Origin of the sequence: Saccharothrix sp., assembly GCF_031180885.1 — a bacterium.
In the GTDB taxonomy this organism is placed as follows: domain Bacteria; phylum Actinomycetota; class Actinomycetes; order Mycobacteriales; family Pseudonocardiaceae; genus Actinosynnema.
Map to the genome: position 1 here is coordinate 76385 of NZ_JAPSLK010000015.1, position 24818 is coordinate 101202.

The window sequence follows — 24818 nt, forward strand, 5'->3', positions numbered from 1 at the left end:
AGTAGTGGCCATGTTGCACCTGCGTGCCGTGTGCCCGGTCGAGCACACCGACCAGGTCCTGGCCGCGCTCAAGGAACACCCCGGCGTCACGCACGTCGTGCTGTTCCGGGGCGCGGCCATCGACCCGGCCGGTGACGTCGTCGAGGCGGACGTCGCCCGGGAGGCCACCGACGAGGTGGTCGCCGCGCTGTGCGGGCTGGGCATCGACCACACCGGCGGCGTGACGCTGGAGCAGATCGACACCGCCCTGTCCGACGCGGCGGACCGGGCCGAGGAGGCCGCGCCCGGCGAGGCGGCGGACGCGGTGGTGTGGGAGGAACTGCTCTCCCGCACCGGCGAGGAGTCCCGGCTCAACGCCACCTTCCAGTCGTTCCTGACCATCGCGTGCCTGCTCGCGGCGGTCGGCGTGGTGACGAACTCGCCGGTCACCATCGTCGGGGCGATGGTCGTCGGACCCGAGTTCGGGCCGCTCGCCGCGATCGCGGTCGGGCTGGTGCTGCGGCGCTGGGACCTGGTGCGCCGGGCGTCGGCGGCGCTGGCGATCGGCTTCCCGCTGGCGATGGTGGCGACCTTCGCGGCGGCCGTCGTCGGCTCCTACGGCGGGCTGTTCGACCGGGACATGGTGCTGGCCGCCCACCAGGTGGACTTCGTGTTCCAGGTCGGCCCGTTCTCGCTGATCGTGGCCCTGCTGGCGGGCGCGGCGGGGATGCTGTCCATGACGTCGGCGAAGTCGGCCGCGCTGGTCGGGGTGTTCATCTCGGTGACCACCGTGCCCGCCGCCGGGTACGCGGCGATCGCCGCCGTGCTGGGCGAGTGGGCGATCTGCGGGTACTCGGTGCTGCAACTGGCGGTCAACCTGGTGGGCATCGTGGCCGCCGCGTCGGTGGTCCTGGCGTTGCGCAGGCGGCGCGACCGGACGGTCGCCCCCGGCCGGCCGCTGTCCAACGGGTAGGCGGTCGTTCCACCAGTTGGTCGGTTCCGTTATCGACAAGTGGTGGCTCAACCATGCATATGAGCACTACCGTCACGGTGCCCGGACGGGTTCTGTCAGGTCGGTGGCCACCGGGGTAGGGTCGGAGGGGATGAGCGTGGAGATCACCGCCGGCCCAGCGGACATCGACGACGCCGACCACTCCGACCTGCTCGCGGCGGTGGCCGCCGCCGAGTCCGTGCTCAGCGGGCGGTTCGGAGCGCAGGTCAGACTGGCCGACCCCGAACGCCTCGGGGGCGCGGGCCGGTCCGTCGTCGTGCGGGTCCGGGTCGCGTCGACCCCGTTCTCCCTGCCGCGCACGCTCGTGGTCAAGCGCTACCCGTCGGCGGTGGCCGACCGGGACCCGTTCGCGCACGAGGCCGTCAGCCACAAGCTGTTGACGGCGCTGCCCGGCGAGGACCGGTTGACGCCGGAACTGGTCGCCCAGGACTCCGCCGAGCGGCTGGTGGTCCTGGAGGACCTGGGCAAGGCGCCCCGGCTGGCCGAGAAGCTGCTGGGCTCCGACGCGCGGGCGGCGGAGCGGGGCCTGCTGTCGTGGGCGCACGCGATGGGCCGCCTGCACGCCACGACGGCGGGTCGGGACGCGGACTTCGACGCCCTGATGCGGCGGCAGGGCAGCCAGTGCTGCGCCGACCCCATCGCGGTGGACGTGCACGCGGCGCTGGCCGGGTTACCGACGTTGCTCGCGGAGGCCTGGCAGGTCGACACGCCCGGCCCCGTGCTCGAGTTCGCCGAGCAGGCGGTGCGCGCATTCGTGACGTCCCGGCGGCGGGCGTTCTCGCCGTCGACGTCCTGTCCGGACAACCACCTGGTGACCAGCAAGGGCGTGCGGTTCCTCGACTTCGAGGGCGGGTGCGTCCGGGACATCGTGTTCGACGCGGCGTGCCTGCGGGTGCCGTTCCCGTCGTGCTGGTGCCCGTACGGGCTGCCGGCGGGGATGTCGGAGGCGATGGTCGCGGCGTGGCGGGCCGAGGTCAGCGGCGTGTGGCCGGACCTGGACGACGACGCGGTGTTCCTGCCGAAGCTGCTGGAAGCGCAATTGCTGTGGGTGTGGCTGGCGACGTGGCGCGGGTTGCCGCGGTTGGACCTGGCCCTGCCTTCCGGGCACCGGCCGTTGGATTCGCCGCCGCGCAGCACGGTGCTGGCTTCGCGGTGGGTGCGGTTGCGGGCGGACGCGCTGGCGGCGGGGGCGAAGCCGGTGGCGGCCCATGCCGAGGCAGTCGTCGACGCTCTCGTTTCCCGTTATGGTTCCGAGTCGGTCGAGCTTCCCCTTTATCCCGCTTTTCGGTAGGCGTTTCGCTGAAACGCTCAAATAGCGCGGAAAGTGCGGCTCGCTGTGCGCTACCGGGGCTTCTGGAAGCGTTCTGCCCGCTGTTCCTCGGTGGACACGTCGCTGCGGGATGGTCGTCCGGTGGCCGATGTGGTGCGAAGCCTGGTGGTCCTGGGTGACTCGACTACCGTCGGGGTCGGCGACCCCGTTCGGGGTGGGTGGCGGGGTGTGGGTCCGCTGCTCGCGGCGTCCTTCCCGGAGGCGCGGTACCTCAACCCCTCGTTCCAGGGGGCGCGGGTGGCGTCGGTCCGGTTCGAGCAGTTGCCGCAGGCGCTCCGGGCGCGGCCGGACGCGGCGGTCGTGCTGGTCGGGATGAACGACACGCTCCGGTCGGACTTCAACCCCGTGCAGCTGCACGAGGACCTCGACGCGATCGTGGGGGAGCTGACGCGGGCCGGGGCGCGGGTGGTGACGGCCCGGTTCCACGACCACAGCCGGGTGTTCCGGCTGCCGGGGCCGTTGCGGCGGGCGTTGTCGGCGCGGGTCGCGGAGTTGAACGAGGTGATCGACGCCGTGGTGCGCCGGCACGGGGCCGGGTGCGTGGACCTGAACCTCGTGGAGGGCGCGTACTCGGTGGAGACCTGGGCGGTCGACCGGCTGCACCCCTCGGAGCTGGGGCACCGGAAGCTGGCCAGGGCGTTCGCGGAGCGGCTGGCGGAGCAGGGGTGCGAGGTGGTCCGGCCGGTGAGCCTGGTGTGCACGGGCGGGTTGAAGATCACGCCGTTGCACCACGCCGCCTGGTTGGTGTTCAAGGGGATCCCGTGGCTGTGGCGGCGGGGCAGGGACTTCCTGCCGTTCGCGGCCCAGATCGTCTACCGGTCCTGGGTGGGCACGGACCAGGCGGTGGCCGAGGCGCACCGCCCGGTCGAGGCCTACCGGCGGCCTAGCTGAGCTTGTAGACGGTGGTCCCGTCCACGGTGGTCGCCTCGAAGTTCGCCGCGACCCAGCTGGTGATCTCGTTGTCGCCGCGATCGCCCATCCCGCCGCCGGAGACGAAGTAGCCGATCCGGCCGTCCGCCACGTACTGCTTGAACTCCTCCAACGTGGGCGCCGGGTCGCCGCCGCTCCAGCCGCCGATGCCGATGACGGCCTTGCCGCTGGCCAAGGACAGGCTGGCGGCGGACTGCGCGCTCACCGTGGCCGCCGCCCACGTGCCGGTGGTGTTGCGCAACAGGTCGATGATCTGCTCGGACGTGCCCGGGCCGCCGCGCATCCCGCCGCCCATGTCGGAGGCGTACTCCGCGGGGCCGGACATCGGGATCGAGCCGCCGTGCGGGGTGGCGGCCGTGGCCACGCTGAACGCGGCCGACGACAGGAGTGCGGTGGCGGCGGTCAGGGCGGCGATCCGCTTGACGCCCATGACGATCGCGGTGGTGACGAGGATGGTCAGGACGAGCACGGTCCAGCGGATGGCGGGCTGCCACTCGCCGAACCGGGCGAGCAGGATGAACCCCCAGAAACCGGACGCGGCGACCATGACCGCGAGGGCGATCCGCACCGGCTGGTGGCTGCGGCCCCGCCACATCTCGCGGCCCGCGATGGCGACGATGGCGGCGACGCCCGGAGCGGCGGCGACCGTGTAGTACGGGTGCGTGATGCCGCTCATGTAGCTGAACACGACTCCGTTGCCGATGACCCACAGGCCCCACATCACCAGCGCGGCCCGGGTGCGGTCGGTGAGAGGTGCCTTGCGGGTGAACCAGAGGCCGGCGATGAGGCCGACGAGCGCGGCCGGCAGGAGCCACGAGATCTCCCCGCCCATGCTCGCGCCGAACAGCCGGCCGATGCCGGTCTCGCCGCCGAAGCCGAGGTTGGCGTTGGGCGCCCCGGCGAGCATGCCGCGTCCGGGGCCGCCGAAGATGCGGCCCAGGCCGTTGTAGCCCATGGCCAACTGCCACAGCGAGTCGTTGGTCGACCCGCCGATGTAGGGGCGCGACGCCGTGGGCCACCACTCGACGAGCGCGATGAACCAGCCTGCCGATACCGCTACTGCCACGGCCGCGCCGAGGAGGTGGAGGAAGCGCTTTCCGAGGCTGGTGGGGGCGGCGAGGAGGTAGGCGGCGGCGAAGGCGGGCAGGACAAGGAATGCCTGTCCCATCTTGGCGAGGAAAGCGAAGCCCACGGCGACGCCGGCGAGGGCGAGCCAGAGCGGGGAGGCCTTTTCCAGGGCGCGGACGGTGCAGTAGGCGCCGGCGACCATGAGGAGCACCAGCAGGGCGTCCGGGAGGTTGAACCGGAACATCAGGACGGCGACCGGGGTGATGGCGAGCGCGGTGCCGGCGAGCAGGCCGGCGACGGGGCCGGACGTGCGCTTGACCGTGGCGTACAGCAGCCAGACGGTGAGCACGCCTTCGATCGCCTGGGGTGCGAGGACCGTCCAGCTGGAGAACCCGAAGATCCGGGCGAAGAGCCCGCTGACCCAGAGAGACGCGGGTGGTTTGTCGACGGTGATGACGCCGCCCGCGTCGAGGCCGCCGAACAGCCACGCCGTCCAGCTCTGGCTGCCGGCCTGGGTGGCGGCGGCGTAGTACTGGTTGCCCCAGCCGGAGTCGGTGAGGTTCCACAGGTAGAGCACCGCCGTGCCGGCGAGCAGGACGACCAGCGCCGGGGTGGTCCACTTCGCGCCGGGACGGGCCGGCGCGGGCGTGGGGGAGGGGGCGGTGAGGGTGGCGGTCATGAGGTGGACTCCTGGGGACGGTTGCGGAAGACCCAGTTGCGCAGCAGCAGGAAGCGCAGGACGGTGGCGAGCAGGTTCGCGCCGACGACGGCGGCCAGCTCGGCCCCGCCGCCGGGGTCGGTGAGGTGGTGCAGGAGGGCCAGCGCGCCGCTGGTCAGGGCCAGGCACAGGCCGAAGACGATCAGTCCTTCGAACTGGTGGCGGCCCGCGCCGTGCCGGCCGCGCACGCCGAAGGTGAAGCGGCGGTTGGCGGCCGTGTTGGCGATGGCGGTGGCGAGGAGTGCCACCAGGTTCGCGCCCTGTGCGCCGAGACCGCCGCGCAGCAGCACGAAGAGCAGGAGGTACGCCAGGGTGCTGGCCACGCCGACCGCGGCGAAGCGGACCAGTTGGCGGAACAGGCCTTCGGGGACGCCCGGGGTGCTGGGTTCGAGCGGTTCGCGGCCGAGTTGGGCGCGGAGTTCGCCGATCGGGATGCGGCCGGTGAGCAGGCCACGCCCGACCCGGGCGATGCCCTTGAGGTCGGCGATGGCGGTGGAGACGATGTCGACCCGGCTGTCCGGGTCGTCCACCCAGTCCACCGGCACCTCGTGGATGCGCGCGCCGGCGCGTTCGGCCAGCACGAGCAGTTCGGTGTCGAAGAACCAGCCGGTGTCCTCGACGTGCGGCAGCAGCCGCCGGGCCACGTCCGCCCGGATCGCCTTGAAGCCGCACTGGGCGTCGGAGAACCGGGTCGCCAGCGCGCCGCGGAGGATGAGGTTGTAGCAGCGGGAGATGAACTCGCGCTTGGGGCCGCGCACGACCCGCGCGCCGCGCGCGAGCCGGCTGCCGATCGCGATGTCGGAGTGCCCGGAGATCAGCGGCGCGACCAGCGGGGCGAGGGCGGCGAGGTCCGTCGACAGGTCGACGTCCATGTACGCCAGCACTTTCGCGTCCGACGCCGACCACACGGCGTTGAGCGCGCGGCCCCGGCCCTTCTGCTCCAGGTGGACGGCCTCGACCTGCTCGATCTCCGCGGCCAGCGCGTCGGCGACCGCGCGGGTGCCGTCGGTGCTGGCGTTGTTGGCGATGGTGATGCGGAACCGGTAGGGGAAGGTCTGGGTCAGGTCCGCGTGCAGCTTGCGCACGCACGGCGCGAGGTCGCGTTCCTCGTTGTACACGGGGACCACCACGTCGAGCACGGGGGTCGTCGTGAGCGTCGCGAGTGTCATGGGATCACCTTCGGGCGCGGGGCTGGGTGGCCGGTGTGTCATCCCTGTGCCCCGGCTGTGAGGTCGTAGACGGTGACGTCGTCGACGGTGGTGGCGGGGAAGGTGTCCGCGACCCATTCGGCGATGTGCTCGGAGGCGTCGCTGCCGGTCTCGGCGGGCATTCCCGCGCCGCCGAGGAAGTAGTGGATCTGTCCACTGTGGACCAGTCGTTGGAACTCTTCGAGGGTGGGCGCGGGGTCGGTGCCGTTGAAACCGCCGACCGCCATGACCGGCACGCCGCTGCCGAGTTGGTAGCCGGCCGCGTTGTTCGACCCGACCGCGGCGGCGGCCCACGTGTACTTGCCGCTGTTGCCGCGCAGGAGTTCGACCAGTTGCGGGCCGGGCGTGGGCGCGTGGAGCAGCCCGCCGATCCCGCCCCCGGTGCGGGTGCCGCCGTTGAGGACGATCATCCCGCCGCTGGGGGAGATCGCCGGTCCGGCCATGGGGATCGCGCCGGAGTGCGGGGTGGCGGCGGTGGCGACCGAGTACGCGCCGGGGCCGAGCAGGGCGGCCACCACGGCGACCGGCACGACGAGGGCGGGTGGGGCGGCGGCGGAGAGGAACAGTCCCACTGCTCCCAGGAGGCCGAGGACGAGGACGGCGGTGGCGAGGGCTGGTGACCAGCCGAGCAGCAGCAGGTAGCACTGGAGCGCCGTCACCGCGAGCGCACCCGAAAGCGCTGCCGCCGCACCGGGTTCGTGCCGTCTGCGCCAGAGCACGACCGCGCCGGTGCCGATGATCGCGCCGATCGCCGGGGCGAGGGCCACGGTGTAGTACGCGTGGATGATCCCGTTCATGAAGCTGAAGACGGCGGCCGTGATCACGAGCCAGCCGCCCCACAGCCCCAGACCCACGCGTTCTCGCCGCTTTCCGGCCCAGATGCCGGCGATCAGCAGCACCAGTGCGGTCGGCAGCAACCAGGCGATCTGGCTGCCCATCTCCGCGCCCAGCAGGCGGCTCCAGCCCGTGGAGCCCCAGCCCCGACCCCCGCCGACACTGCCGATCTCCTCGCCGGTGAGGCGGCCGAGGCCGTTGTAGCCGAGGGTGAGTTCGAGGACGCTGTTGTGCTGCGACCCGCCGATGTAGGGCCGGTTGGGGACGAGTTCGACGACCAGCACCCACCAGCCGCCGGCGACCACCATGCTTGTCAGGGCGCTCAGAAGGTGGACTGCCTTGCGTTTCCAGGTCGTGGGCGCGGCCAGCAGGTACACCGCCCCGAAGGCGGGCAGGACCAGGAACGCCTGCAACATCTTCGTCAGGAACCCGAACCCGACCGCGACCCCGGCCAACGCCAGCCACCGCCAGGACGCCACTTCGGTCGCCCGGACGGTGCAGTACGCGCCCGCGATGAGCAGTAGGACCAGCAGGGCATCCGGGTTGTTGAACCGGAACATCAACACCGCGACCGGCGTGAGCGCCAGCACCGCTCCCGCGATCAACCCGGCCGCTTCGCCCGCTGTCCTTTTGACCGTCGCGTACAGCAGGCCGACGCTCGCGACGCCCATCAGGGCTTGTGGCACCAGGATGCTCCAGGCGTTCACACCGAAGAGCCGCGCGGACAGCCCCATGACCCAGACCGAGGCCGGTGTCTTGTCGACCGTGATCGACCCCGCCGGATCAGTGGCCGCGAAGAACCAGGCCCGCCAACTCTCAGCGCCCGCTTGGGCGGCGGCCGAGTAGTAGGCGTTGGCCCAACCGGAGTCACCGAGTCTCCAGAGGTACAAGACGGCCGTTCCGGCCAGCAACAACAACAGGGGAGGTCGCGCTCGCATGCCCCCACCCTGTCCACCAACCCTGGGCCGCCCTTGTGCCCACCCTGTGAACCCGCTGTGTGGGGCGAGGTCAGTCGGGGAGGGTGACGGTGAAGCGGGTTTGGCCTGGGCGGGAGTTCACCGTGACAGAGCCGGAGTGGGCGGCCACCACGGCGGCGACGATGGAGAGGCCCAGGCCGGTGCTGCCGGCGGCGCGCGAGCGGGAGGTGTCGCCGCGGGAGAAGCGTTCGAAGACTTCGGGTTGCAGTTCGCGGGGGATGCCGGGGCCGTCGTCGGTGACGGTGAGGGTGGCGCCGGTCTTGGTCGCGGCCAGGGCTGTGGTGACGGTGGTGCCGGGTGGGGTGTGGGTCCGGGCGTTGGAGAGGAGGTTGACCAGGACCTGCTGGAGCTTGTGGGGATCGCCGGTGACGACGACCGGGGACGCGGGCAGGGTGAGGCGCCAGTCGTGGTCGGGGCCGGCGATCCGGGCGTCGCTGACGGCGTCCACCACCAGGCGGGACAGGTCCACCTGTTCGCGGGCCAAGGGACGGCCGGCGTCCAAGCGGGCCAACAAAAGCAGGTCTTCCACCAACGACGTCATGCGGACGGCCTCGGATTCGACGCGGCGCATGGCGTGGGCGATCTGGTCGGGGACCTCGTCCCGGGTTCGGCGGGTGAGTTCCGCATAACCCCGGATCGCGGCCAGCGGGGTGCGGAGTTCGTGGCTGGCGTCGGCGACGAACTGGCGGACCCGGGTTTCGCTCTCGTGGCGGGCTTCCAGGGCGTTGCCGACGTGGCCGAGCATCTTGTTCAACGCCAAGCCCACCTGGCCGACTTCGGTGTCCGGGTTGGCGTCCTCGGCGGGCACGCGTTCGGCCAGCGCCACTTTTCCTTCGTGCAAAGGGAGTTCGGCGACTCGGGAGGCAGTGGCGGCTACTCGTTCCAACGGGCGCAAGGTCTTGCGGATGATCAAAGCACCGGCGATGCTCACCGCCACCAGGCCGGCCAGGGCCACGCCGCCGAGGATCAGGGCCATGCGGAAGACGATGTCGTCCACTTGGGCCATGGGCAGTGCGGTCACGATCCGGGCGCCGTCGCGGGTGCGGAACGACAGGACGCGGTAGTCGCCGGACTCGCCGAGGGTGGTGGTGTGCGGCTGGGCGTCGGCGGGGACGTTGAGCAGGGTGGCCTGTTCGTCGGTCGGGACGGCGCTGGTTTCCCGGCCCTGCAACCGGTCCGCGTCCTGGACCATGTCGCCGTACGTGATCAGCACGACGGTGCCCTGCGAGAAACCCGGTCCCTCCAAAGGGTTCTTCGGCGGACCGGGCAAGGGCGCGGGGACGGGGAAGGCGTGCACGCGTTCGACGCGGCCGGCGGCGTCGCGCAGGTCGTCGTCCAGCTTGCCGATCAGGAAGTCGCGCAACGCGAAACCGGTCACCAGGCCGATGCCTGCGCACACGATGGCGATCAGCACCACCTGCTCGACGATGAGCCGGGTGCGCAGCGGCCACCGCCTAGGGTGCAGGCTTGAGGACATACCCGGCACCCCGCATCGTGTGGATCATCGGCGTGCGCCCCGCGTCGATCTTCTTGCGCAGGTACGAGATGTACAGCTCGACGATGTTCGCCTGCCCGCCGAAGTCGTAGCTCCACACCCGGTCCAGGATCTGCGCCTTGCTCAGCACCCGCTTCGGGTTGCGCATCAGGAACCGCAGCAGCTCGAACTCGGTCGCGGTCAGCTCCACGGCCTGCCCGCCGCGCCGCACCTCGCGGGTCTCCTCGTCCAGCACCAGGTCGCCCACGACCAGTTCCGACCCGGCCGACGCCTCCGCCACCCCGGTCCGCCGCAGCAGCCCGCGCAGCCGCAGCACGACCTCCTCCAGGCTGAACGGCTTGGTCACGTAGTCGTCGCCGCCCGCGGTCAGGCCCGCGATCCGGTCCTCGACGGCGTCCTTCGCGGTCAGGAACAGCACGGGCAGCGCGGGCGCGTCGGCGCGCATCCGGCGCAGCACCTCCAGGCCGTCGAAGTCGGGCAGCATGACGTCCAGCACGACCACGTCCGGCCGGAACTCGCGCGCGGTCCGCACCGCGGTGGTCCCGTCCAGCGCGGTGCGCACCTCCCACTTCTCCATGCGCAGGGCCATCGACATCAGCTCGGCCAGCGTCGACTCGTCGTCGACCACCAGCACCCGCACCGGACTGCCGTCGGGCCGACGGATCTCGGGGGAAGTCACCGCACGCATGCTCTTCATCGTCCGCCGGCTGGTTGAGCCCACCCTGTGCCGATCCTGTGTACCACCTGTGAACCCGCGCCGCACAAGCCACAGCCGCCACCCAACGCGCGCACAGCCCACGCACAGACTCCGCCGACACGGTGGTCGCCATGACTACCGAAACCGAGAACCCCACCTGGGGCGAGGACCCGCCGCCCCGGGCCGATGCTCCCGGACCGCGCTGGTCCGGCCGCAAGACCCTGGTCGCGGTCGCGATCGCGGTCGGCATCGCGGCCGTGGGCGGCGGGGTCATCTACGCGGCGAGCAACTCCGAGGCGGCCCAGATGATGGGCGGACCGCGCTACGGCGGCCCCGGCGGCGGGCTGCGGATCGCGGGTCCGGGCCCGTTCGGCGACGCCGCGCACGGCGAGTTCCAGAACGGCGAGGTCACCGCGGTCTCCGGCGACTCCGTCACGGTCAAGAGCAGCGACGGGTTCAGCCAGACCTACAAGATCGACGACAACACCGAGGTCAACGGGGCCAAGGGCGGTGCGGGCAGCCTGGCCACCGGCGACAAGGTGATGGTGATCGCCCAGGACGACGTGGCCAAGACGGTCATCGAGGGCGACTTCCAGCGCGGCGGCGGCAAACCCGGTGACGGGCAGGGGCAACCGGGTCAGCGCCCGGGCGACGGGCAGCAGGCGCCGCCGACCCGGTAGAACTAGCGGGCATGAAGCGACTGGCGCTCTCGGCACTCGTGGCACTGGGTCTGCTCGCCGCGGCACCCTCGGCCTGGGCCCACACCGAACTGATCGGCAGCGACCCGGCCGAAGGGGCGACCCTGGCCCAGCCACCGTCCCGGCTGACGTTGACGTTCAGCCAACCGGTGCCCGCCGAGAGCGCCACCGTCACCGTGACCGCACCCGACGGCACCGGGTGGACGGTGGGGGAGCTGTCCGTGTCCGGTGCGACGCTGACCGCGCCGGTGACGCCCGGCGCGTCACCGGCCGGTCAGTACGTGGTGAGCTGGCAGGTGGAGAGCCTCGACGGCGACTTCGTCAGCGGCAAGACCACCTTCTCGCTGGCCACCGCGGCCCCGCCGGCCGTTGGCACCACCACTGCACCCTCCGTGACTTCCGAGCCGCCGGCCATCACCTCCTCGGTCACCCCGACCGAGACGATCACGCTGGTGGCCACCGCGCCGCCGACGATCCAGTCCGGGCAGCCCGCCGAGGGGGACGGGTTCCCGGTCTGGGGGTGGGTCGTGGGCGCGCTGGTGGTGGTCGCGGCCGGGGTGGCGGTGGCGCTGCGGTTGCGCGGCCGGTCGGGGTGAACCTGCCGGACCTCGTGCGGCCCGGGCTGGACGTGCTGTTCTGCGGGATCAACCCGGGCCTGCTGTCGGCGGCCACCGGCCACCACTTCGCCCGTCCCGGCAACCGCTTCTGGCCCGCGCTGCACCTGTCCGGGTTCACGCCGCGCCGGTTGTCGCCCGCGGAGCAGGGGGAGCTGCTGGAGTTCGGGCTGGGCATCACGAACCTGTCCGACCGGGCGACGGCGAAGGCGGAGGAGTTGACCGCCGACGAGTTGCGGGCGGGTGCGGTGCGGCTGACGTCGTTGGCGGCGGAGTTCGAGCCGCGGGTGGTGGCGGTCGTCGGGATCACGGCGTACCGGACGGCGTTCGGTCGACCGCGGGCGGTGGTGGGGCCGCAGCCTTTCGCGATCGCGTCGTCGCGGTTGTGGGTGTTGCCGAACCCGTCGGGGTTGAACGCGCACTACCAGTTGGACGACTTGGTCGAGGTGTTCCGGCGGTTGCGGTCAGAGGTTGCGGAGGCCTTGTAGGACGCGTTCCATCAGCCTGAGGTCGGGACCGCCGGGGGCGGCGGTGCTGATGGCGACGACGCCCATGTCGATCAGGTCGCCGAGCAGGACGCGGACGACGCCCAGGGGGAGGGCGAGCAGGGCGGACACCTCGGCCACCGAGCGGGTGTTGGCGCACAGTTCGACGATGGCGCGTTGCTCCGGGGTGGTGTCGCGCATGGCTATGGCGATGCCGTGCTCTTCGAGGGAGACCAGGGTTTCGATGCGCAGGTCGTGCTGGGAGGCGGTGCGGCCGCGGGTCCAGGCGTAGGGGCGGACGAGGGGGCCGCTCCACTCCAGCGCCGGGTCTTCCGGCTCTTCCTTGAGGTCGGTGTCCTCGAAGTGGCCGCTGAAGGGCGCGGTGTCCTCTATGTCCGTTTCCGTGGGGGCCGGTTCCGGTTCCGCGGCGTCGAGGCTCTTGCGGAGGGCGGCCGACCCGAACCGCGCCCCGGTGGCCCCGACCTCTCCGCGCAGCGACCGGCGTTTCCTGGGTGGTTTGGGCGGTTCGGCCGGTTGCTCCTCTTCGAGGCTCTTGCGGAGGGCGGGGGATCCGAACCGCGCTCCGGTCATGCCGACTTCGCCACGCAGGGACCGGCGGCGCTTGGGGGCCGCGTCCGGGTACTCAGAGCCGGCGGTGCTCACACCTCGGGAACCGTAGACCTCACGGCGGCCGGCTCGTGTCGTTCGTGTTTCAACCTTGTGCAATCCTGGTTACCGGATGCACGTGCAGCCGCTCTGCGCGGGTTGGGCGATGATGGCACGATGCGCATCCGCGAGGTGGAGATCTCCGACGACATGATCAGGCTGGGCCAGTTCCTCAAGCTCGCGGGCCTGGCGGAGAACGGCGCCCACGCGCGTGAGCTGGTGGAGGACGGCGAGGTGACCGTCAACGGGCGGGTCGAGGTGCAGCGGGGGAAGCAGCTGCGCGGCGGCGACGTGGTGGCGGTGGGGGCGGAGAAGGTCCGGCTGGTCGCGAACGCGTGATCGCGGCTGTGCCGACGACGGCTGTGCATCGCGGCTGTGCATCGCGGCTGTGCCGGCGACGGTTGCGGGCGGGCCGCGGGGCGGTGGCCGCGAGCGCGCTGGGCGGCGGCTTCGGTTGCTGGTTGGCTCGGCCTTGCGTTGCGGCCGTTGGCGGCGTGACCGTGGCGGCGGCCTCCGGCCCCCGTCTCCATTGTCCCACGGGGGTACGACAATCCCGGCTGAAGCGCCCCGGGGCTCATTGTCCCACCGGGGTACGACAAAACGGGCGATCCGAAGAGGCCGCTCAGGCCGGCGGGGTGCCTTGCACGCGGTAGGCCCATTCCTCGTGCCAGCAGTGGGGGTAGACGCCGCGTTGGAAGTACGCGGCCACGCTGTCGATCGGGGCGCGACGCCGGTCGTGGTACAGGAGCCAGTACGGCAGGACCGTCGCCACCACCCAGTTCGCGACCACCAGCGGCAGGTACAACGGCCCCAGCAGCCTGGCCTGGAGGACGTGTACGGCCTCGTGGTCGTCCACGCCCAGGGCCACGCCCGCCTGAACCGGACCGACCGTCGTCGCGAAACCCTTGATGACGCCGTCCCGCAAGCCCAGGACACCGCGGTGGCGGCTGAACTCGCGGTCGACCGCGTTGCCCCGGCCCAGGGCGTAGGCCAAGAACAGCACGCCCGCCACGGTGTTCGGCAGGCTCCACGTGAAGTCGATCACGGCCACGATCAACCCGCGCGCCGACCGCGGGTACAGCCGGACGCGCCACGCCCAGCCGCCGTGCGGCGCAGCCAACGCCGCGGCGGCCACCAACGCGACCTCCACGTCCCACATTGTGACGCCACCGGTGAACTGCGTCACTCCCGATCGGCCGGCCGGGCGTTGAATTCCGCCTCCGGTGACGGGAAGTGGCCGGATCGTTGCGCCGAATAGCTGCTTCCGCTCTGTGAATGGGTGACCGCGCGCCGCCACCGGAGGGGTCGGGCGGGTAGGGTCTTTCGGCCCTTTTTGGACTCTCCGCCGTCCGCTTCGACCGAAGTCGAAAACGTGCTGTAACGCCGACCGCCCCCACATCGATGGATCTGCCCGCGAGCCCGCTACCAGGCCAGATGCCGGGAGTGGTCCTGCTCGACCGGCCACAGTGGACGCATTTTCGGGAGCGCTCCGAGGGTTTCCACAAGAGACGGCGGTGACCGCACGTCACCCGGTGGACCCGGCCCGTGCCCGGTCCGGTCAGTGCCAACCGGAAACGGGCCGAAAGTCCCTCACCGTCCGTGTAACGCGCCGCCCCGGCCGGACGAATGACGGTTTGGCGAGGCGTGGAAAGCGCCGGAGCCACATTTGCGAACACACCACACGCGGGTTCGTCGGGGATGCCCAGCGATGTTGCACGTGTCGAACCGGACCGACCGGGGAGCGAGAGCGATGAGCGAGCAGGCCCGATCCACGCGCCGCAGACCGGCGGCGGGGTTGGCCGCGAGGGATCAGGCGACCAACCGCACCACCCACCCCACCGTCGGCAGCTGGGAGCCCGCCTACCGGTACGGCGTGATCGCCGCCGACACCGTCTGCACCGTCCTGGTCGTGGTGCTGGCGGGTGTGCTGCTCTCCCCCAAAGCGTTCGGACCCCTCCCGCTGGTCGCCCTGGAAGCGGTGACGGTCGCCGTCGTCCTGGGCTCGCTCTACGTCAACCGCGTCTGGAACGCGTCGGTGCTCGGCCAGGGCGCCGAGGAGTTCCGCCGGCTGGGCCGCGGCCTGTTCGCCTCGGTCGTCGCCCTGGGCCTGGGGGCGCTGGCCGCCGGGTTGCCGGGGGCGCGGCTGTGGGTGTTCGTGGTGGGGCCGGCGATCGCGCTGGTCGCCTTCCCCGCCCGCTACCTGCTGCGCCGCCCGCTGCACCGGGCCCGCGGCGAGGGCAAGTGCCTGCTGCCGGTGCTCGCCGCCGGCAACGTCGACACCGTCAAAGACCTGATCAGCCGCACCCGCCGCGCGCCGCACCTCGGGTGGCGGGTGGACGCGGTGTGCACTGTGGACGGTCGCGCGGACCTCGGCGGCGAGTTGGACGGCATCGCCGTCGTCGGCCGGTTCGCCGAGGTCGCCGAGCAGGTGCGGCGCGGGGGCTACCGGATCGTCGCGGTCACCCCGGACGCCTACTGGACCCCGCGCAGGCTCCAGCAACTGGCCTGGGACCTGGAGGGCACCGGCACCGAGATGGTCGTCGCGCCCGCCCTGATGGACTTCGCCGGACCCCGGCTGCACGTCACCGGCGTGCTGGGGATGCCGCTGCTGCGGGTCAGCGAACCGTCGTTCACCGGCATCCGCCGCGTGGTCAAGGCGACCGTGGACCGGGTCGGGTCGCTCGTCCTGATCGGGCTGTTCGCGCCGGTCCTGCTGGCCTGCGCGGTCGCCGTCATGATCGACACCCGCGGCCCGGTGCTCTACAAGCAGCGCCGCGTCGGCAAGGACGGCGCGCACTTCACGATCATCAAGTTCCGCACCATGGTCACCAACGCCGACGCGCTGCGCGACCAGCTCCAGCAGGTCAACGAGGGCGCGGGCGTGCTGTTCAAGATGCGCCGCGACCCGCGGGTGACCACCGTGGGCCGGTTCCTGCGCCGCTACTCCCTGGACGAACTGCCCCAGCTGTTCAACGTGCTCGCGGGCTCGATGTCGCTGGTCGGGCCGCGCCCGCCGCTGCCGGAGGAAAGCGCGAAGTACGGGCCCGCGATGCGGCGGCGCCTGCTGGTCAAGCCGGGCCTGACCGGCCTGTGGCAGGTGTCCGGCCGCAGCGACCTGAGCTGGGAGGAGTCGGTCCGGCTCGACCTGCGCTACGTCGAGGACTGGTCGCTCGCCCTCGACGCGCTGATCTTGTGGAAGACCTTCCGGGCCGTCTTCGGCGGCCACGGGGCCTACTGATGAGGAGCGAGATGGACCAGCCGATCGGCATCGCCGTCATCGGCGCCGGGTACTGGGGGCCGAACCTCGTGCGCAACGCACAGGCGACCCCCGGGCTGAAGCTGCGGTACCTGTGCGACTTGGACACCGAGAAAGCCCGCCGAGTGCTCGGCGACTACTCGACGGTGCGGGTGTCCGGCTCCCTGGACGACGTGCTGTCCGACCCGGCGGTGGACGCCGTCGCGATCGCCACCCCGGCCGCCACGCACCTCCCGGTCGCGCTGGCCGCGCTGCGGGCGGGCAAGCACGTGCTGGTGGAGAAGCCCCTCGCGGCCGGGTACGCGGCCGGGCTGGAGCTGGTCGAGGAGGCCGAGGCCCGCGGCCTCACCCTCATGCTCGACCACACCTTCGTCTACACGCCGACCGTGCAGCACCTGCGCCACCTGGTGCGCACCGGCGAGATCGGCACCGTCCAGTACCTGGACTCCGTGCGGGTCAACCTGGGCCTCGTGCAGCCGGACGTGGACGTGTTCTGGGACCTCGCCCCGCACGACCTCTCGATCTTCGACGCGATCCTGCCCGACGGGGTCGTCGTCCGCCGCGTCTCGGCGCACGGCTCCGACCCGATCGGCGCCGGCCGCGCGTGCGTCGGCCACCTCACCCTGGAGCTGTCGGACGGCGTGCTGGCCCACGTCCACGTGAACTGGCTGTCCCCGACCAAGATCCGCACCATGATCGTCGGCGGCTCGCGGCGCACGGTCGTCTGGGACGACCTGAACGTGGTGCAGCGGATCTCGGTGCACGACCGGGGCGCGGACGTCATCGACGGTGACGAGGAGCGCACCCAGGCCATCATCTCCTACCGGCGCGGCGACACCGTCGCGCCCGCCCTGCCCGAGCGGGAGGCGCTGCGCGGCGTGATGTCCGAGTTCGTCTCGGCGATCACCGAGAAGCGCGCGCCGCTCACCGACGGCTGGTCGGGCCTGCGGGTGCTGGCGATCCTGGAGGCGACGTCGGCGAGCCTGGCGGCCGGCGGCGAGTTCGTGACCGTGCGGGACGTGGGTCGTCCCGCCGAACTGGAAGAGGCGGTGGCATGACTGGGGTAGCGGCCCCGAAGCAGGGCATGGACATGACGGTGACCCCCACCGAGCTAGAGGGCGTCTTCGTCATCCAGCCCGAGTGGTTCGAGGACGAGCGGGGCTTCTTCTTCGAGTCCTACAGCAAGCGCCGCTGGGAGCAGCACGGCCTGTCGCTGGACTTCGTGCAGGACAACCACTCCCGTTCCACCAAGGGCGTGCTGCGCGGCTTCCACTTCCAGAACGCGCTCGCCCCGCAGCACCGCCTGGTCCGCTGCACGGTCGGCGCGATCTTCGACGTCGTGGTGGACCTGCGGGTCGGCTCGCCGACGTTCGGCCAGTGGTACGGCATCGAGCTGACCGCGCAGAACCGCACCCAGTTGCTCATCGGCCCGGAGTTCGCGCACGCCTTCGCGGTGCTGTCGGACGTGGCCGAGGTGCAGTACAAGACCACCGGTTTCCACAACCCGCTGGCCGAGGGCCTGCTGGCGTGGGACGACCCGGACGTGGGCGTGGCCTGGCCGGTGGACGACCCGATCCTGTCGGCCAAGGACAGCAACAACCCCTCGCTCGCCGAGTACCTGGAACACCCGGCCTTCACCATGGGAGCCCACGCGTGAACCTGCGTGACGCACGTGTCCTGATCACCGGCGGGGCGGGCCTGATCGGCTCGACCATCGCCGACCACCTGCTCGACGAGGGCGTCGCCGAGATCGTCGTGCTGGACAACCTGGTGCGCGGCCGGCTGGAGAACCTCGCCGGCCCGCTGCAGGCCGGCGCGGTGAAGTTCGTGGAGGGCGACCTCCGCGACACCGACACCGTCCGGTCCACAATGGACGGTGTCGACCTGGTGTTCCACCAAGCGGCCATCCGCATCACGCAGTGCGCTGAGGAGCCCCGGCTGGCGCACGACGTGCTGGCCACCGGCACGTTCAACGTGCTGGAGGCGGCGGTGCAGGCGAACGTCACCAAGGTCGTCGCCGCGTCCTCGGCGTCGGTCTACGGCCTGGCGGAGCTGTTCCCCACGCGGGAGAACCACCACGCCTACGGCAACCGCACCCTCTACGGCGCGGCGAAGGTCTACAACGAGGGCCTGCTGCGCAGCTTCAACGAGATGTACGGCCTGGACTACGTGGCCCTGCGCTACTTCAACGTCTACGGGCCGCGCATGGACGTCTTCGGCGTCTACACCGAGGTCCTGGTGCGCTGGATGGAGCGCATCGCCGCGGGCACCCCGCCGCTGATCCTCGGCGACGGCAGCCAGACCATGGACTTCGTCTACAGCACCGACATCGCGCGCGCCAACGTGCTGGCGGCCAAGAGCGACGTCTCCGACGAGGTGTTCAACGTGGCCTCCGGCGTGGAGACCAGCCTCGCCCAGCTCGCCGACGCGCTGCTGGAGGTCATGGGACGCACCGACCTGCGCCCCGAGCACGGCCCCGAGCGCAAGGTCAACGCGGTGCCGCGCCGGCTCGCGAGCACCGAGGCCGCCCGCGAGAAGCTCGGCTTCGAGGCGAGCGTGTCCCTCCACGAAGGACTGACCAAGCTGGTGTCGTGGTGGCAGAGCGAACTCCAGGGAGCGAAGGCATGATCCCCATCACCCGCCTGTACGTCGGCCAGGAAGAGGCCGACGCCGCCGCGGAAGCGGTGCTGTCCGGGTGGCTGTCGGTCGGCCCGCGCGCGGCGAAGTTCGAGGAGCTGGTGGCCGAGCAGGTCGGCGCGAAGCACGCGGTGGCCGTCAACAGCGCCACGACCGGTCTGCACCTGGCGCTGGCGGCGCTGGGCATCGGGCCGGGCGACGAGGTGATCTGCCCGTCGTTCACGTTCATCGCGACGCCGAACTCCATCCGCTACACCGGCGCCACGCCGGTGTTCGCCGACATCGACGAGCGCACCTACAACATCGACCCCGCGCACGTCGAAACCCTGATCACGCCGCGGACCAGGGCGATCATGCCCGCGAGCCAGATCGGCCTGCCCGCGGACCTGCACGCGCTCAAGGAGATCGCGCGCAAGCACGGTCTCCACCTGGTCGAGGACGCCGCGCCGGCCTACGGCGCGACCATCGACGGTGTCCGCCTGGGCACCATCAGCGACATCACCGTGTTCTCCTTCGACGCCCGCAAGATCCTCACCACCGGTGAGGGCGGCGTGGTCACCACGGACGACGCCGAGGTGGCGGCGAAGCTCAAGGCGCTGCGCGCGCACGCGGCTTCGATCTCCACGCTGGCCCGGCACACGTCGACCGCGGTGATCGCGGAGAGCTACGACGAGGTCGGCTTCAACTACAAGATGACCGACATCCAGGCCGCGGTGGGCGTGGTGCAGCTGGGCAAGCTGGACCACGTGGTGAAGGTGCGCCGCGCCCTGGCGGCCCGCTACGACGAGTTGTTGGCGGGCAACGGGTCCCTGGTCCTGCCGCACGAACCGGCGGGCTTCGGGCACGTCTACCAGTCGTACCTGGTCCGGCTGAAGAACCACACCCGCATCGACGTCATGAACTCGATGGCCCAACGCGGTGTCGCGACCAGGCGCATCACCGCGTGCCACCTGGAACCCGTCTACCACGCGGGCGACGCCACGCCGTCCCTCCCGGTGACGGAAAGGGTTGCGGCGGACCACATCCTGTTGCCGCACTTCGTCGGGCTGACCGACGAGGAGCAGGACGAGGTCGTCGCCGCGCTGAACGCCGCCACCGCCTAGCGCGCCGGCGGTCGTTCGCGCCAACCCGGCGGCCGGGGGCAGGGCCCGGCCGCCGGGTCCCGCCGTGCCCGAGGCGACTACGCAGCGTTACTACGGGATCCGGCTTCGAGTTGTTTTCCAAATGAGATCTCCACCCTAGTAACGGATCTGTGGAATAGGGCGACCTTTGGAGCAACAAGGTTGCACTACGGGGAGTAGTGACTGCCGCGCTACGGAGTGCGTTCGAGGAGATGAGTGGTCGATGGCGTCGCCGGTGAGACGTCTTGCAAGGACCCTGTGCGCTGTGCTCATGGTGACCGGATGTGTCACGCCCCTTGTCCTCCTCAACGCCACGGTCGCGAACGCCGCGCCCTGTGACGTGCCGGTGGTCAACAAAGTCGCGTGCGAGAACACCAAACCGGGTACGCCCGACTGGCAGGTGACCTCGCGGGACGACTCGATCCTGGGTTACACCACCGACATCAGCACCACGCCGGGTGGCCAGGTCGCGTTCAAGATGCTGACCAACGCCTCGTCGTACACCATCGACATCTTCCGGCTGGGCTGGTACGGCGGCGTCGGCGCGCGCCAGGTCGACTCGGTCTCGCGCAACACCCCGCAGAACCAGCCGCCGTGCCTGCGCGACACCCCCAGCGCGCTCATCGACTGCGGCAACTGGGCCGTGTCGGTCACCTGGAACGTCCCCGTCGACGCGGTGTCGGGCATCTACTACGCCCGCGTCACCCGCAACGACAACCAGCTCAAGAACGAGATCGTGTTCGTCGTCCGCGACGACACCAGCACGTCCAAGATCCTGTTCCAGACCTCGGACTCCACCTGGGTGGCCTACAACCGCTACGGCGGCAACTCGCTGTACTTCGGCGACGGCCCCGGCCAGGGCGGCCAGGCCTACAAGGTCAGCTACAACCGCCCGTACACGGGCGGCGACGGCGACGAGAACTTCATCTTCAACGCCGAGTACCCGATGCTGCGGTTCCTGGAGCGCAACGGCTACGACCTGAGCTACACCACCGACGTCGACAGCGCGCGCCGCGGCCACCTCATCAAGAACCACAAGGTGTTCATGGCCGTCGGCCACGACGAGTACTGGTCCAACGAGCAGCGCGCCAACGTCGAGGCGGCCCGGGACGCGGGCGTGCACCTGGCGTTCCTCACCGGCAACGAGATCTTCTGGAAGACCCGCTGGGAGAAGAGCATCGACTCCTCCCAGACCGACTGGCGCACCATCGCGTGCTACAAGGAGACCAAGGGCACCCAGAACGACGGCCTCAACGACTGGACCGGCACGTGGCGCGACCCGCGCTACAGCCCGCCGCAGGACGGCGGCCGGCCGGAGAACGCCCTGCTGGGCAACATCTTCACCGTCAACGGCCGGCGCGACGACTCGCTGCAGGTCCCGGCCGAGTACGGCCGGATGCGGCTGTGGCGGCACACCTCGCTGCAGAACATGAGCAGCGGCAGCACCTACACGTTCCAGCCCGGCACGCTGGGCTACGAGTGGAACACCGTGGAGGACAACGGCTACCAGCCGCCGGGCGTCGGCCAGTTCTCCCGCACCACGGTCGCCATGCTCGACGGCCCGTACGTGCTGCAGAACCACGGCGACTACTACACGCCGGACACCAAGACCCACGCCATCACCTACTACAAGCACTCCTCCGGCGCGTTGGTGTTCGGCGCGGGCACGGTGCAGTGGGCGTGGGGCGTGGACGACGAGCACGCGTTCCTCACCAACACGCCGACCTCCGACATCCGGATGCAGCAGGCGACGGTGAACTTCCTGGCCGACATGGGCGTGCAGGCCACGACCCTGATGCCGGGCCTGGTGCAGGCCACCGCGTCCACCGACACGGCGCCGCCGGTCGTCGCCTACACCACCGTCCCGCCGACCTCCACGGTCGGCCAGCCGTACACGTTCGCCGGCACCGTCGTCGACGTCGCGGGCCAGGTGACCGGCGTCGAGGTGTCCACCGACGGCGGCGTGCGTTGGCACCCGGCGGTGTGGCAGGCCGGGCAGAGCGCCTGGACCTACACCTACACGCCGTCCGCGTCCGGCCCCGCCCAGCTGCGGGTCCGCGCGGTGGACGACTCGCTGAACCTGTCCTCGCCCGCCACGGCCTCGCCCGGCGTCAACGCCCGGACCTGCCCGTGCGGCCTGTGGACGAACAACGACACCCCGAAGACGCCCGACATCCTCGACGGCTCCGCCCTCGAACTGGGTGTGAAGTGGCGCGCCAACACCGACGGGTACGTCCGCGGCGTCCGTTTCTACAAGGGGCCGAACAACACCGGCACGCACACCGGCACCCTGTGGACCGCCGGCGGCCAGCAGCTCGCGACCGGCACGTTCACCAACGAGACCGCGTCGGGCTGGCAGACCATGCTGTTCCCGGTGCCCGTCGCGGTCACCGGCAACACCACCTACATCGTGTCGTACCTGTCGCCGACCGGGCACTTCTCGGTCGACACGGAGTACTTCAGCCGCTCCAGCCGCTACCTGGAGCCGCTGACCGCGCCGCAGACCGGCGTGGACGGCCCGAACGGCGTGTTCCGCTCCGGCCCGGGCTTCCCGGACCGGAGCGCGCAGGACAGCAACTACTGGGTCGACGTGGTGTGGGCGCCGGACCCCGGCCCCGACACCCGCGCGCCCGAGCTGGTCGGCACCAACCCGTTGGCCAACGCGAACAGCGTCAGCCTCAACCCGACGCTGACCGCGACGTACGACGAGGCGGTCAACCCGAGCACGCTCCAGTTCACCCTGACCGGCCCCGGCGGCGCGATCGCCGGCACGTCCTCGGTCACCGGCAACGGCAAGACCGCCCAGTTCACCCCGGACGCGGCCCTGGCCGCCGGCACCACCTACACCGCCTCGGTGAAGGTCAAGGACGCCGCCGGCAACGAGACCGTGCAGCACAACTGGTCCTTCACCACCGGCTACAACCGCCCCGCCACGTGCCCGTGCACGGTGTGGGACGACTTCGCCACGCCCGCGATCAACAGCGCCGACGACAGCAACCCGGTCGAGCTGGGCGTGAAGGTCCGGTTCGACGGCAAGGGCGAGGTGCTGGGCGTCCGCTTCTACAAGGGCGCGGGCAACACCGGAACCCACAAGGGTTCCCTGTGGTCCTCCACGGGACTCCTGCTGGCCACCGGCACGTTCAGCAACGAGACTTCCTCGGGCTGGCAGACGCTCAACTTCACCACTCCGGTGGTCGTGCAGGCCAACACCACCTACATCGTGTCGTACTACGCGCCCAACGGCCGGTACTCCGTGACGCCCGGCTACTTCAACGGGCAAAGCGCGAGCTACGGCGCGATGCGGGCGCTGTCCAACGGCACCGATGGCCCCAACGGCGTCTACAAGTACGGCACCGGCGGCGGGTTCCCGACCTCGTCGTACAACGCGGCCAACTACTGGGTCGACGTCATCTACAAGAACGGCCTCAACGGCGACACCACGCCTCCGACGCTCGACACCCGCACGCCGGGACCGGACGCGACCGGCGTGGGCCTGAACTCGTCGCTCACGCTCGGCTTCTCCGAGGCGATGGACCCGGCCTCGACCCAGATCTGGCTGTCCGACCCGGGCGGCGCGAAGCTCTACGGCTCGGTCGCGCTCTCGGGTGACCAGAAGACCGTGACCTGGACGCCGAACGGCGCCCTGAAGCCCAACACCCGTTACACGGCAAGCGTTCTGCTCGCCGACGTCAACGGCAACGCGATGACGTCCACGGCGGTGTGGTCGTTCACCACGTCCACCACCGCGACCTGCCCGTGCTCGCTGTTCAGCACGGCGACCGTGCCGACCACCACGTCGGCCGACGACAGCGGGTCCTACGAGCTGGGCGTGCGGTTCAGCCCGACGCAGAGCGGCCAGATCACCGGGGTCCGCTTCTACAAGGGCGAGGGCAACACCGGCACCCACACCGGTTCCCTGTGGTCCTCCGCGGGCGTCCGGTTGGCGACCGGCACGTTCAGCGGCGAAAGCGCCTCCGGTTGGCAGACCCTGACCTTCTCCACACCGGTCACGGTCGCGCCGGGCCTGGTCTACACGGCGTCGTACTACGCGCCGAACGGCCACTACTCGATCGACCAGGGCTACTTCCAGGCGACCGGGGTCAACGCGCCGCCGCTGACCGCGCCGCAGACCGGCGACGGCAACCCCAACGGCGTGTTCATGCCGGGCGGCGGGTTCCCGACGATGTCCTACCAGGGCAACAACTACTGGGTCGACGTCGTCTACACGCCCAACAGCGACACCACCCCGCCCGCGCACTCCGGCCACACGCCGTTGACCGACGCGGTGGACGTCTCCCGGACCAGCCAGGTGACCGCGTCCTTCGACGAGCCGGTCGACACGACCAACTCGCAGTTCACGGTCAGCGACCCGGGCGGCGCCAAGCTGGACGGCACGGTGACCCTTTCGGGCGACCAGCGGACGCTCCTGTGGACCCCCGCCGCGCCCATGGCGGCCGGCACCCGGTACACCGCGAGCGTCCGGGCGGCCGACACCGGCGGCAACATCATGGCCACGCCGGTCACCTGGTCGTTCACCGTCACCACGACGCAGACGTGCCCGTGCTCGCTGTTCAGCTCGGCGACCGTGCCGACCACCACGTCGGCCGACGACACCGGGGCCTACGAGATGGGCGTCCGGTTCACACCTTCGGTCAACGGCCAGATCACCGGCGTGAAGTTCTACAAGGGCGCCGGCAACACCGGCACCCACACCGGCACCATCTGGTCGGCGGACGGCGTGGCGCTCAAGACCGGCACGTTCACCAACGAGACCGCGACCGGTTGGCAGACGCTGACGTTCGACACCCCGCTGGCCGTCACGGCGGGCACCACGTACGTGGCCTCCTACACCGTGCCCAACGGCCGCTACTCGGTGAACCACGGCTACTTCGCGGGCTACACCGCGACCTCGCCACCGCTGTCCGCTCCGGCCACCGCCGAGGGCGCGCCCAACGGCCTGTACCGCGTGGGCAGCGGGTTCCCGACGAACAGCTACCAGGGCAACCACTACTGGGTCGACGTCGTCTTCACGACGAGCTGAGACCGCCGGCCGGGTCCACACCGGACCCGGCCGGCTCTGCACCGAGGGGGAC

The 24818-nt window shown here is 71.1% G+C and carries 20 protein-coding genes; 13 read left to right on the forward strand and 7 right to left on the reverse strand.

Annotated elements, in window-relative coordinates:
- Positions 1-10 precede the first annotated feature (10 nt).
- The 3 genes from RIN75_RS19620 (at position 11) to RIN75_RS19630 (ending at position 3212) form a co-directional block, all read left to right on the forward strand.
- Positions 11-952: a DUF389 domain-containing protein gene (locus RIN75_RS19620; RefSeq protein ID WP_309113417.1), complete on the forward strand. Its 942-nt coding sequence runs from the start codon at positions 11-13 to the stop codon at positions 950-952.
- 130 nt (positions 953-1082) lie between these two features.
- Entirely contained in the window at positions 1083-2282 is a 1200-nt protein-coding gene (locus tag RIN75_RS19625) for a hypothetical protein (protein ID WP_309113418.1), read from the forward strand.
- Positions 2283-2402: 120 nt separating this feature from the next.
- Positions 2403-3212, forward strand: coding sequence for an SGNH/GDSL hydrolase family protein (locus RIN75_RS19630; RefSeq protein WP_309113419.1), 810 nt, complete (start codon positions 2403-2405; stop codon positions 3210-3212).
- Here RIN75_RS19630 and RIN75_RS19635 read toward each other — a convergent pair.
- From RIN75_RS19635 to RIN75_RS19655, 5 genes are all read right to left on the reverse strand, one after another.
- Positions 3205-4998 carry a glycosyltransferase family 39 protein gene (locus RIN75_RS19635; protein ID WP_309113420.1) on the reverse strand — a complete coding sequence of 598 codons (1794 nt, stop codon included), beginning with the start codon at positions 4996-4998 and terminating at the stop codon, positions 3205-3207. The two genes, RIN75_RS19630 and RIN75_RS19635, sit on opposite strands and share 8 nt — an antisense overlap.
- Positions 4995-6206, reverse strand: coding sequence for a glycosyltransferase (locus RIN75_RS19640; protein ID WP_309113421.1), 1212 nt, complete (start codon positions 6204-6206; stop codon positions 4995-4997). Before RIN75_RS19640 ends, RIN75_RS19635 begins: the two co-directional genes overlap by 4 nt.
- Before the next feature lie 38 nt (positions 6207-6244).
- Positions 6245-8017 (reverse strand): glycosyltransferase family 39 protein, encoded by a 1773-nt coding sequence (locus RIN75_RS19645; RefSeq protein WP_309113422.1) that lies wholly within the window; start codon positions 8015-8017, stop codon positions 6245-6247.
- A 70-nt stretch (positions 8018-8087) separates the two neighbouring features.
- On the reverse strand, positions 8088-9533 hold the full coding sequence (locus RIN75_RS19650; RefSeq protein ID WP_309113423.1) for a HAMP domain-containing sensor histidine kinase: 1446 nt from the start codon (positions 9531-9533) through the stop codon (positions 8088-8090).
- Positions 9511-10248 carry a response regulator transcription factor gene (locus tag RIN75_RS19655; RefSeq protein ID WP_309113424.1) on the reverse strand — a complete coding sequence of 246 codons (738 nt, stop codon included), beginning with the start codon at positions 10246-10248 and terminating at the stop codon, positions 9511-9513. Before RIN75_RS19655 ends, RIN75_RS19650 begins: the two co-directional genes overlap by 23 nt.
- Before the next feature lie 131 nt (positions 10249-10379).
- On the opposite strand from RIN75_RS19655, the gene RIN75_RS19660 reads away from it, so the two are divergent.
- Genes RIN75_RS19660 through mug form a run of 3 tightly spaced genes read left to right on the forward strand, consistent with a single transcriptional unit; the run spans position 10380 to position 12048 of the window.
- Positions 10380-10928, forward strand: coding sequence for a hypothetical protein (locus RIN75_RS19660; RefSeq protein WP_309113425.1), 549 nt, complete (start codon positions 10380-10382; stop codon positions 10926-10928).
- 11 nt (positions 10929-10939) lie between these two features.
- Complete coding sequence (locus RIN75_RS19665) at positions 10940-11542, forward strand: copper resistance protein CopC (RefSeq protein ID WP_309113426.1); 603 nt, start codon at positions 10940-10942, stop codon at positions 11540-11542.
- Positions 11539-12048, forward strand: a complete 510-nt coding sequence (gene mug, locus RIN75_RS19670) for a G/U mismatch-specific DNA glycosylase (RefSeq protein WP_309113427.1) — start codon at positions 11539-11541, stop codon at positions 12046-12048. Before RIN75_RS19665 ends, mug begins: the two co-directional genes overlap by 4 nt.
- On the opposite strand, the gene RIN75_RS19675 is transcribed toward mug, so the two are convergent.
- The gene (locus RIN75_RS19675) at positions 12025-12708 is read right to left on the reverse strand and encodes a DUF742 domain-containing protein (RefSeq protein ID WP_309113428.1); all 684 of its coding nucleotides are present in this window, start codon (positions 12706-12708) and stop codon (positions 12025-12027) included. The genes mug and RIN75_RS19675 overlap by 24 nt on opposite strands.
- Positions 12709-12828: 120 nt before the next feature.
- On the opposite strand from RIN75_RS19675, the gene RIN75_RS19680 reads away from it, so the two are divergent.
- On the forward strand, positions 12829-13050 hold the full coding sequence (locus RIN75_RS19680) for an RNA-binding S4 domain-containing protein (protein ID WP_309113429.1): 222 nt from the start codon (positions 12829-12831) through the stop codon (positions 13048-13050).
- A 283-nt stretch (positions 13051-13333) separates the two neighbouring features.
- Here RIN75_RS19680 and RIN75_RS19685 read toward each other — a convergent pair whose 3' ends face one another.
- Entirely contained in the window at positions 13334-13861 is a 528-nt protein-coding gene (locus tag RIN75_RS19685; protein WP_309113430.1) for a hypothetical protein, read from the reverse strand.
- A 600-nt stretch (positions 13862-14461) separates the two neighbouring features.
- Between RIN75_RS19685 and RIN75_RS19690 the strand changes: the two genes are divergently transcribed.
- The 6 genes from RIN75_RS19690 to RIN75_RS19715 all read left to right on the forward strand — a co-directional run bounded on the left by RIN75_RS19690 (position 14462) and on the right by RIN75_RS19715 (position 24766).
- Complete coding sequence (locus tag RIN75_RS19690; protein WP_309113431.1) at positions 14462-15949, forward strand: sugar transferase; 1488 nt, start codon at positions 14462-14464, stop codon at positions 15947-15949.
- An 11-nt stretch (positions 15950-15960) separates the two neighbouring features.
- On the forward strand, positions 15961-17025 hold the full coding sequence (locus tag RIN75_RS19695) for a Gfo/Idh/MocA family oxidoreductase (RefSeq protein ID WP_309113432.1): 1065 nt from the start codon (positions 15961-15963) through the stop codon (positions 17023-17025).
- Entirely contained in the window at positions 17022-17624 is a 603-nt protein-coding gene (rfbC, locus tag RIN75_RS19700) for a dTDP-4-dehydrorhamnose 3,5-epimerase (RefSeq protein ID WP_309113433.1), read from the forward strand. Before RIN75_RS19695 ends, rfbC begins: the two co-directional genes overlap by 4 nt.
- Positions 17621-18595 (forward strand): NAD-dependent epimerase/dehydratase family protein, encoded by a 975-nt coding sequence (locus RIN75_RS19705; RefSeq protein ID WP_309113434.1) that lies wholly within the window; start codon positions 17621-17623, stop codon positions 18593-18595. Before rfbC ends, RIN75_RS19705 begins: the two co-directional genes overlap by 4 nt.
- Positions 18592-19707 (forward strand): DegT/DnrJ/EryC1/StrS family aminotransferase, encoded by a 1116-nt coding sequence (locus RIN75_RS19710; RefSeq protein ID WP_309113435.1) that lies wholly within the window; start codon positions 18592-18594, stop codon positions 19705-19707. The genes RIN75_RS19705 and RIN75_RS19710 overlap by 4 nt, the downstream gene beginning before the upstream one ends.
- A gap of 289 nt (positions 19708-19996) precedes the next feature.
- Positions 19997-24766, forward strand: coding sequence for a DUF4082 domain-containing protein (locus RIN75_RS19715; protein ID WP_309113492.1), 4770 nt, complete (start codon positions 19997-19999; stop codon positions 24764-24766).
- The last annotated feature ends 52 nt before the right edge of the window (positions 24767-24818 follow it).

Excerpts from the sequence above, each read along its gene's own strand:
- RIN75_RS19620 (WP_309113417.1), top strand. The coding sequence starts at position 11 with ATGTTGCACCTGCGTGCCGTGTGCCCGGTCGAGCACACCGACCAGGTC.
- RIN75_RS19625 (WP_309113418.1), top strand. The coding sequence starts at position 1,083 with ATGAGCGTGGAGATCACCGCCGGCCCAGCGGACATCGACGACGCCGAC.
- RIN75_RS19635 (WP_309113420.1), bottom strand. The coding sequence starts at position 4,998 with ATGACCGCCACCCTCACCGCCCCCTCCCCCACGCCCGCGCCGGCCCGT.
- RIN75_RS19640 (WP_309113421.1), bottom strand. The coding sequence starts at position 6,206 with ATGACACTCGCGACGCTCACGACGACCCCCGTGCTCGACGTGGTGGTC.
- RIN75_RS19645 (WP_309113422.1), bottom strand. The coding sequence starts at position 8,017 with ATGCGAGCGCGACCTCCCCTGTTGTTGTTGCTGGCCGGAACGGCCGTC.
- RIN75_RS19650 (WP_309113423.1), bottom strand. The coding sequence starts at position 9,533 with ATGTCCTCAAGCCTGCACCCTAGGCGGTGGCCGCTGCGCACCCGGCTC.
- RIN75_RS19655 (WP_309113424.1), bottom strand. The coding sequence starts at position 10,248 with ATGAAGAGCATGCGTGCGGTGACTTCCCCCGAGATCCGTCGGCCCGAC.
- RIN75_RS19660 (WP_309113425.1), top strand. The coding sequence starts at position 10,380 with ATGACTACCGAAACCGAGAACCCCACCTGGGGCGAGGACCCGCCGCCC.
- RIN75_RS19665 (WP_309113426.1), top strand. The coding sequence starts at position 10,940 with ATGAAGCGACTGGCGCTCTCGGCACTCGTGGCACTGGGTCTGCTCGCC.
- RIN75_RS19680 (WP_309113429.1), top strand. The coding sequence starts at position 12,829 with ATGCGCATCCGCGAGGTGGAGATCTCCGACGACATGATCAGGCTGGGC.
- RIN75_RS19690 (WP_309113431.1), top strand. The coding sequence starts at position 14,462 with ATGAGCGAGCAGGCCCGATCCACGCGCCGCAGACCGGCGGCGGGGTTG.
- RIN75_RS19695 (WP_309113432.1), top strand. The coding sequence starts at position 15,961 with ATGGACCAGCCGATCGGCATCGCCGTCATCGGCGCCGGGTACTGGGGG.
- rfbC (WP_309113433.1), top strand. The coding sequence starts at position 17,022 with ATGACTGGGGTAGCGGCCCCGAAGCAGGGCATGGACATGACGGTGACC.
- RIN75_RS19710 (WP_309113435.1), top strand. The coding sequence starts at position 18,592 with ATGATCCCCATCACCCGCCTGTACGTCGGCCAGGAAGAGGCCGACGCC.
- RIN75_RS19715 (WP_309113492.1), top strand. The coding sequence starts at position 19,997 with ATGGTGACCGGATGTGTCACGCCCCTTGTCCTCCTCAACGCCACGGTC.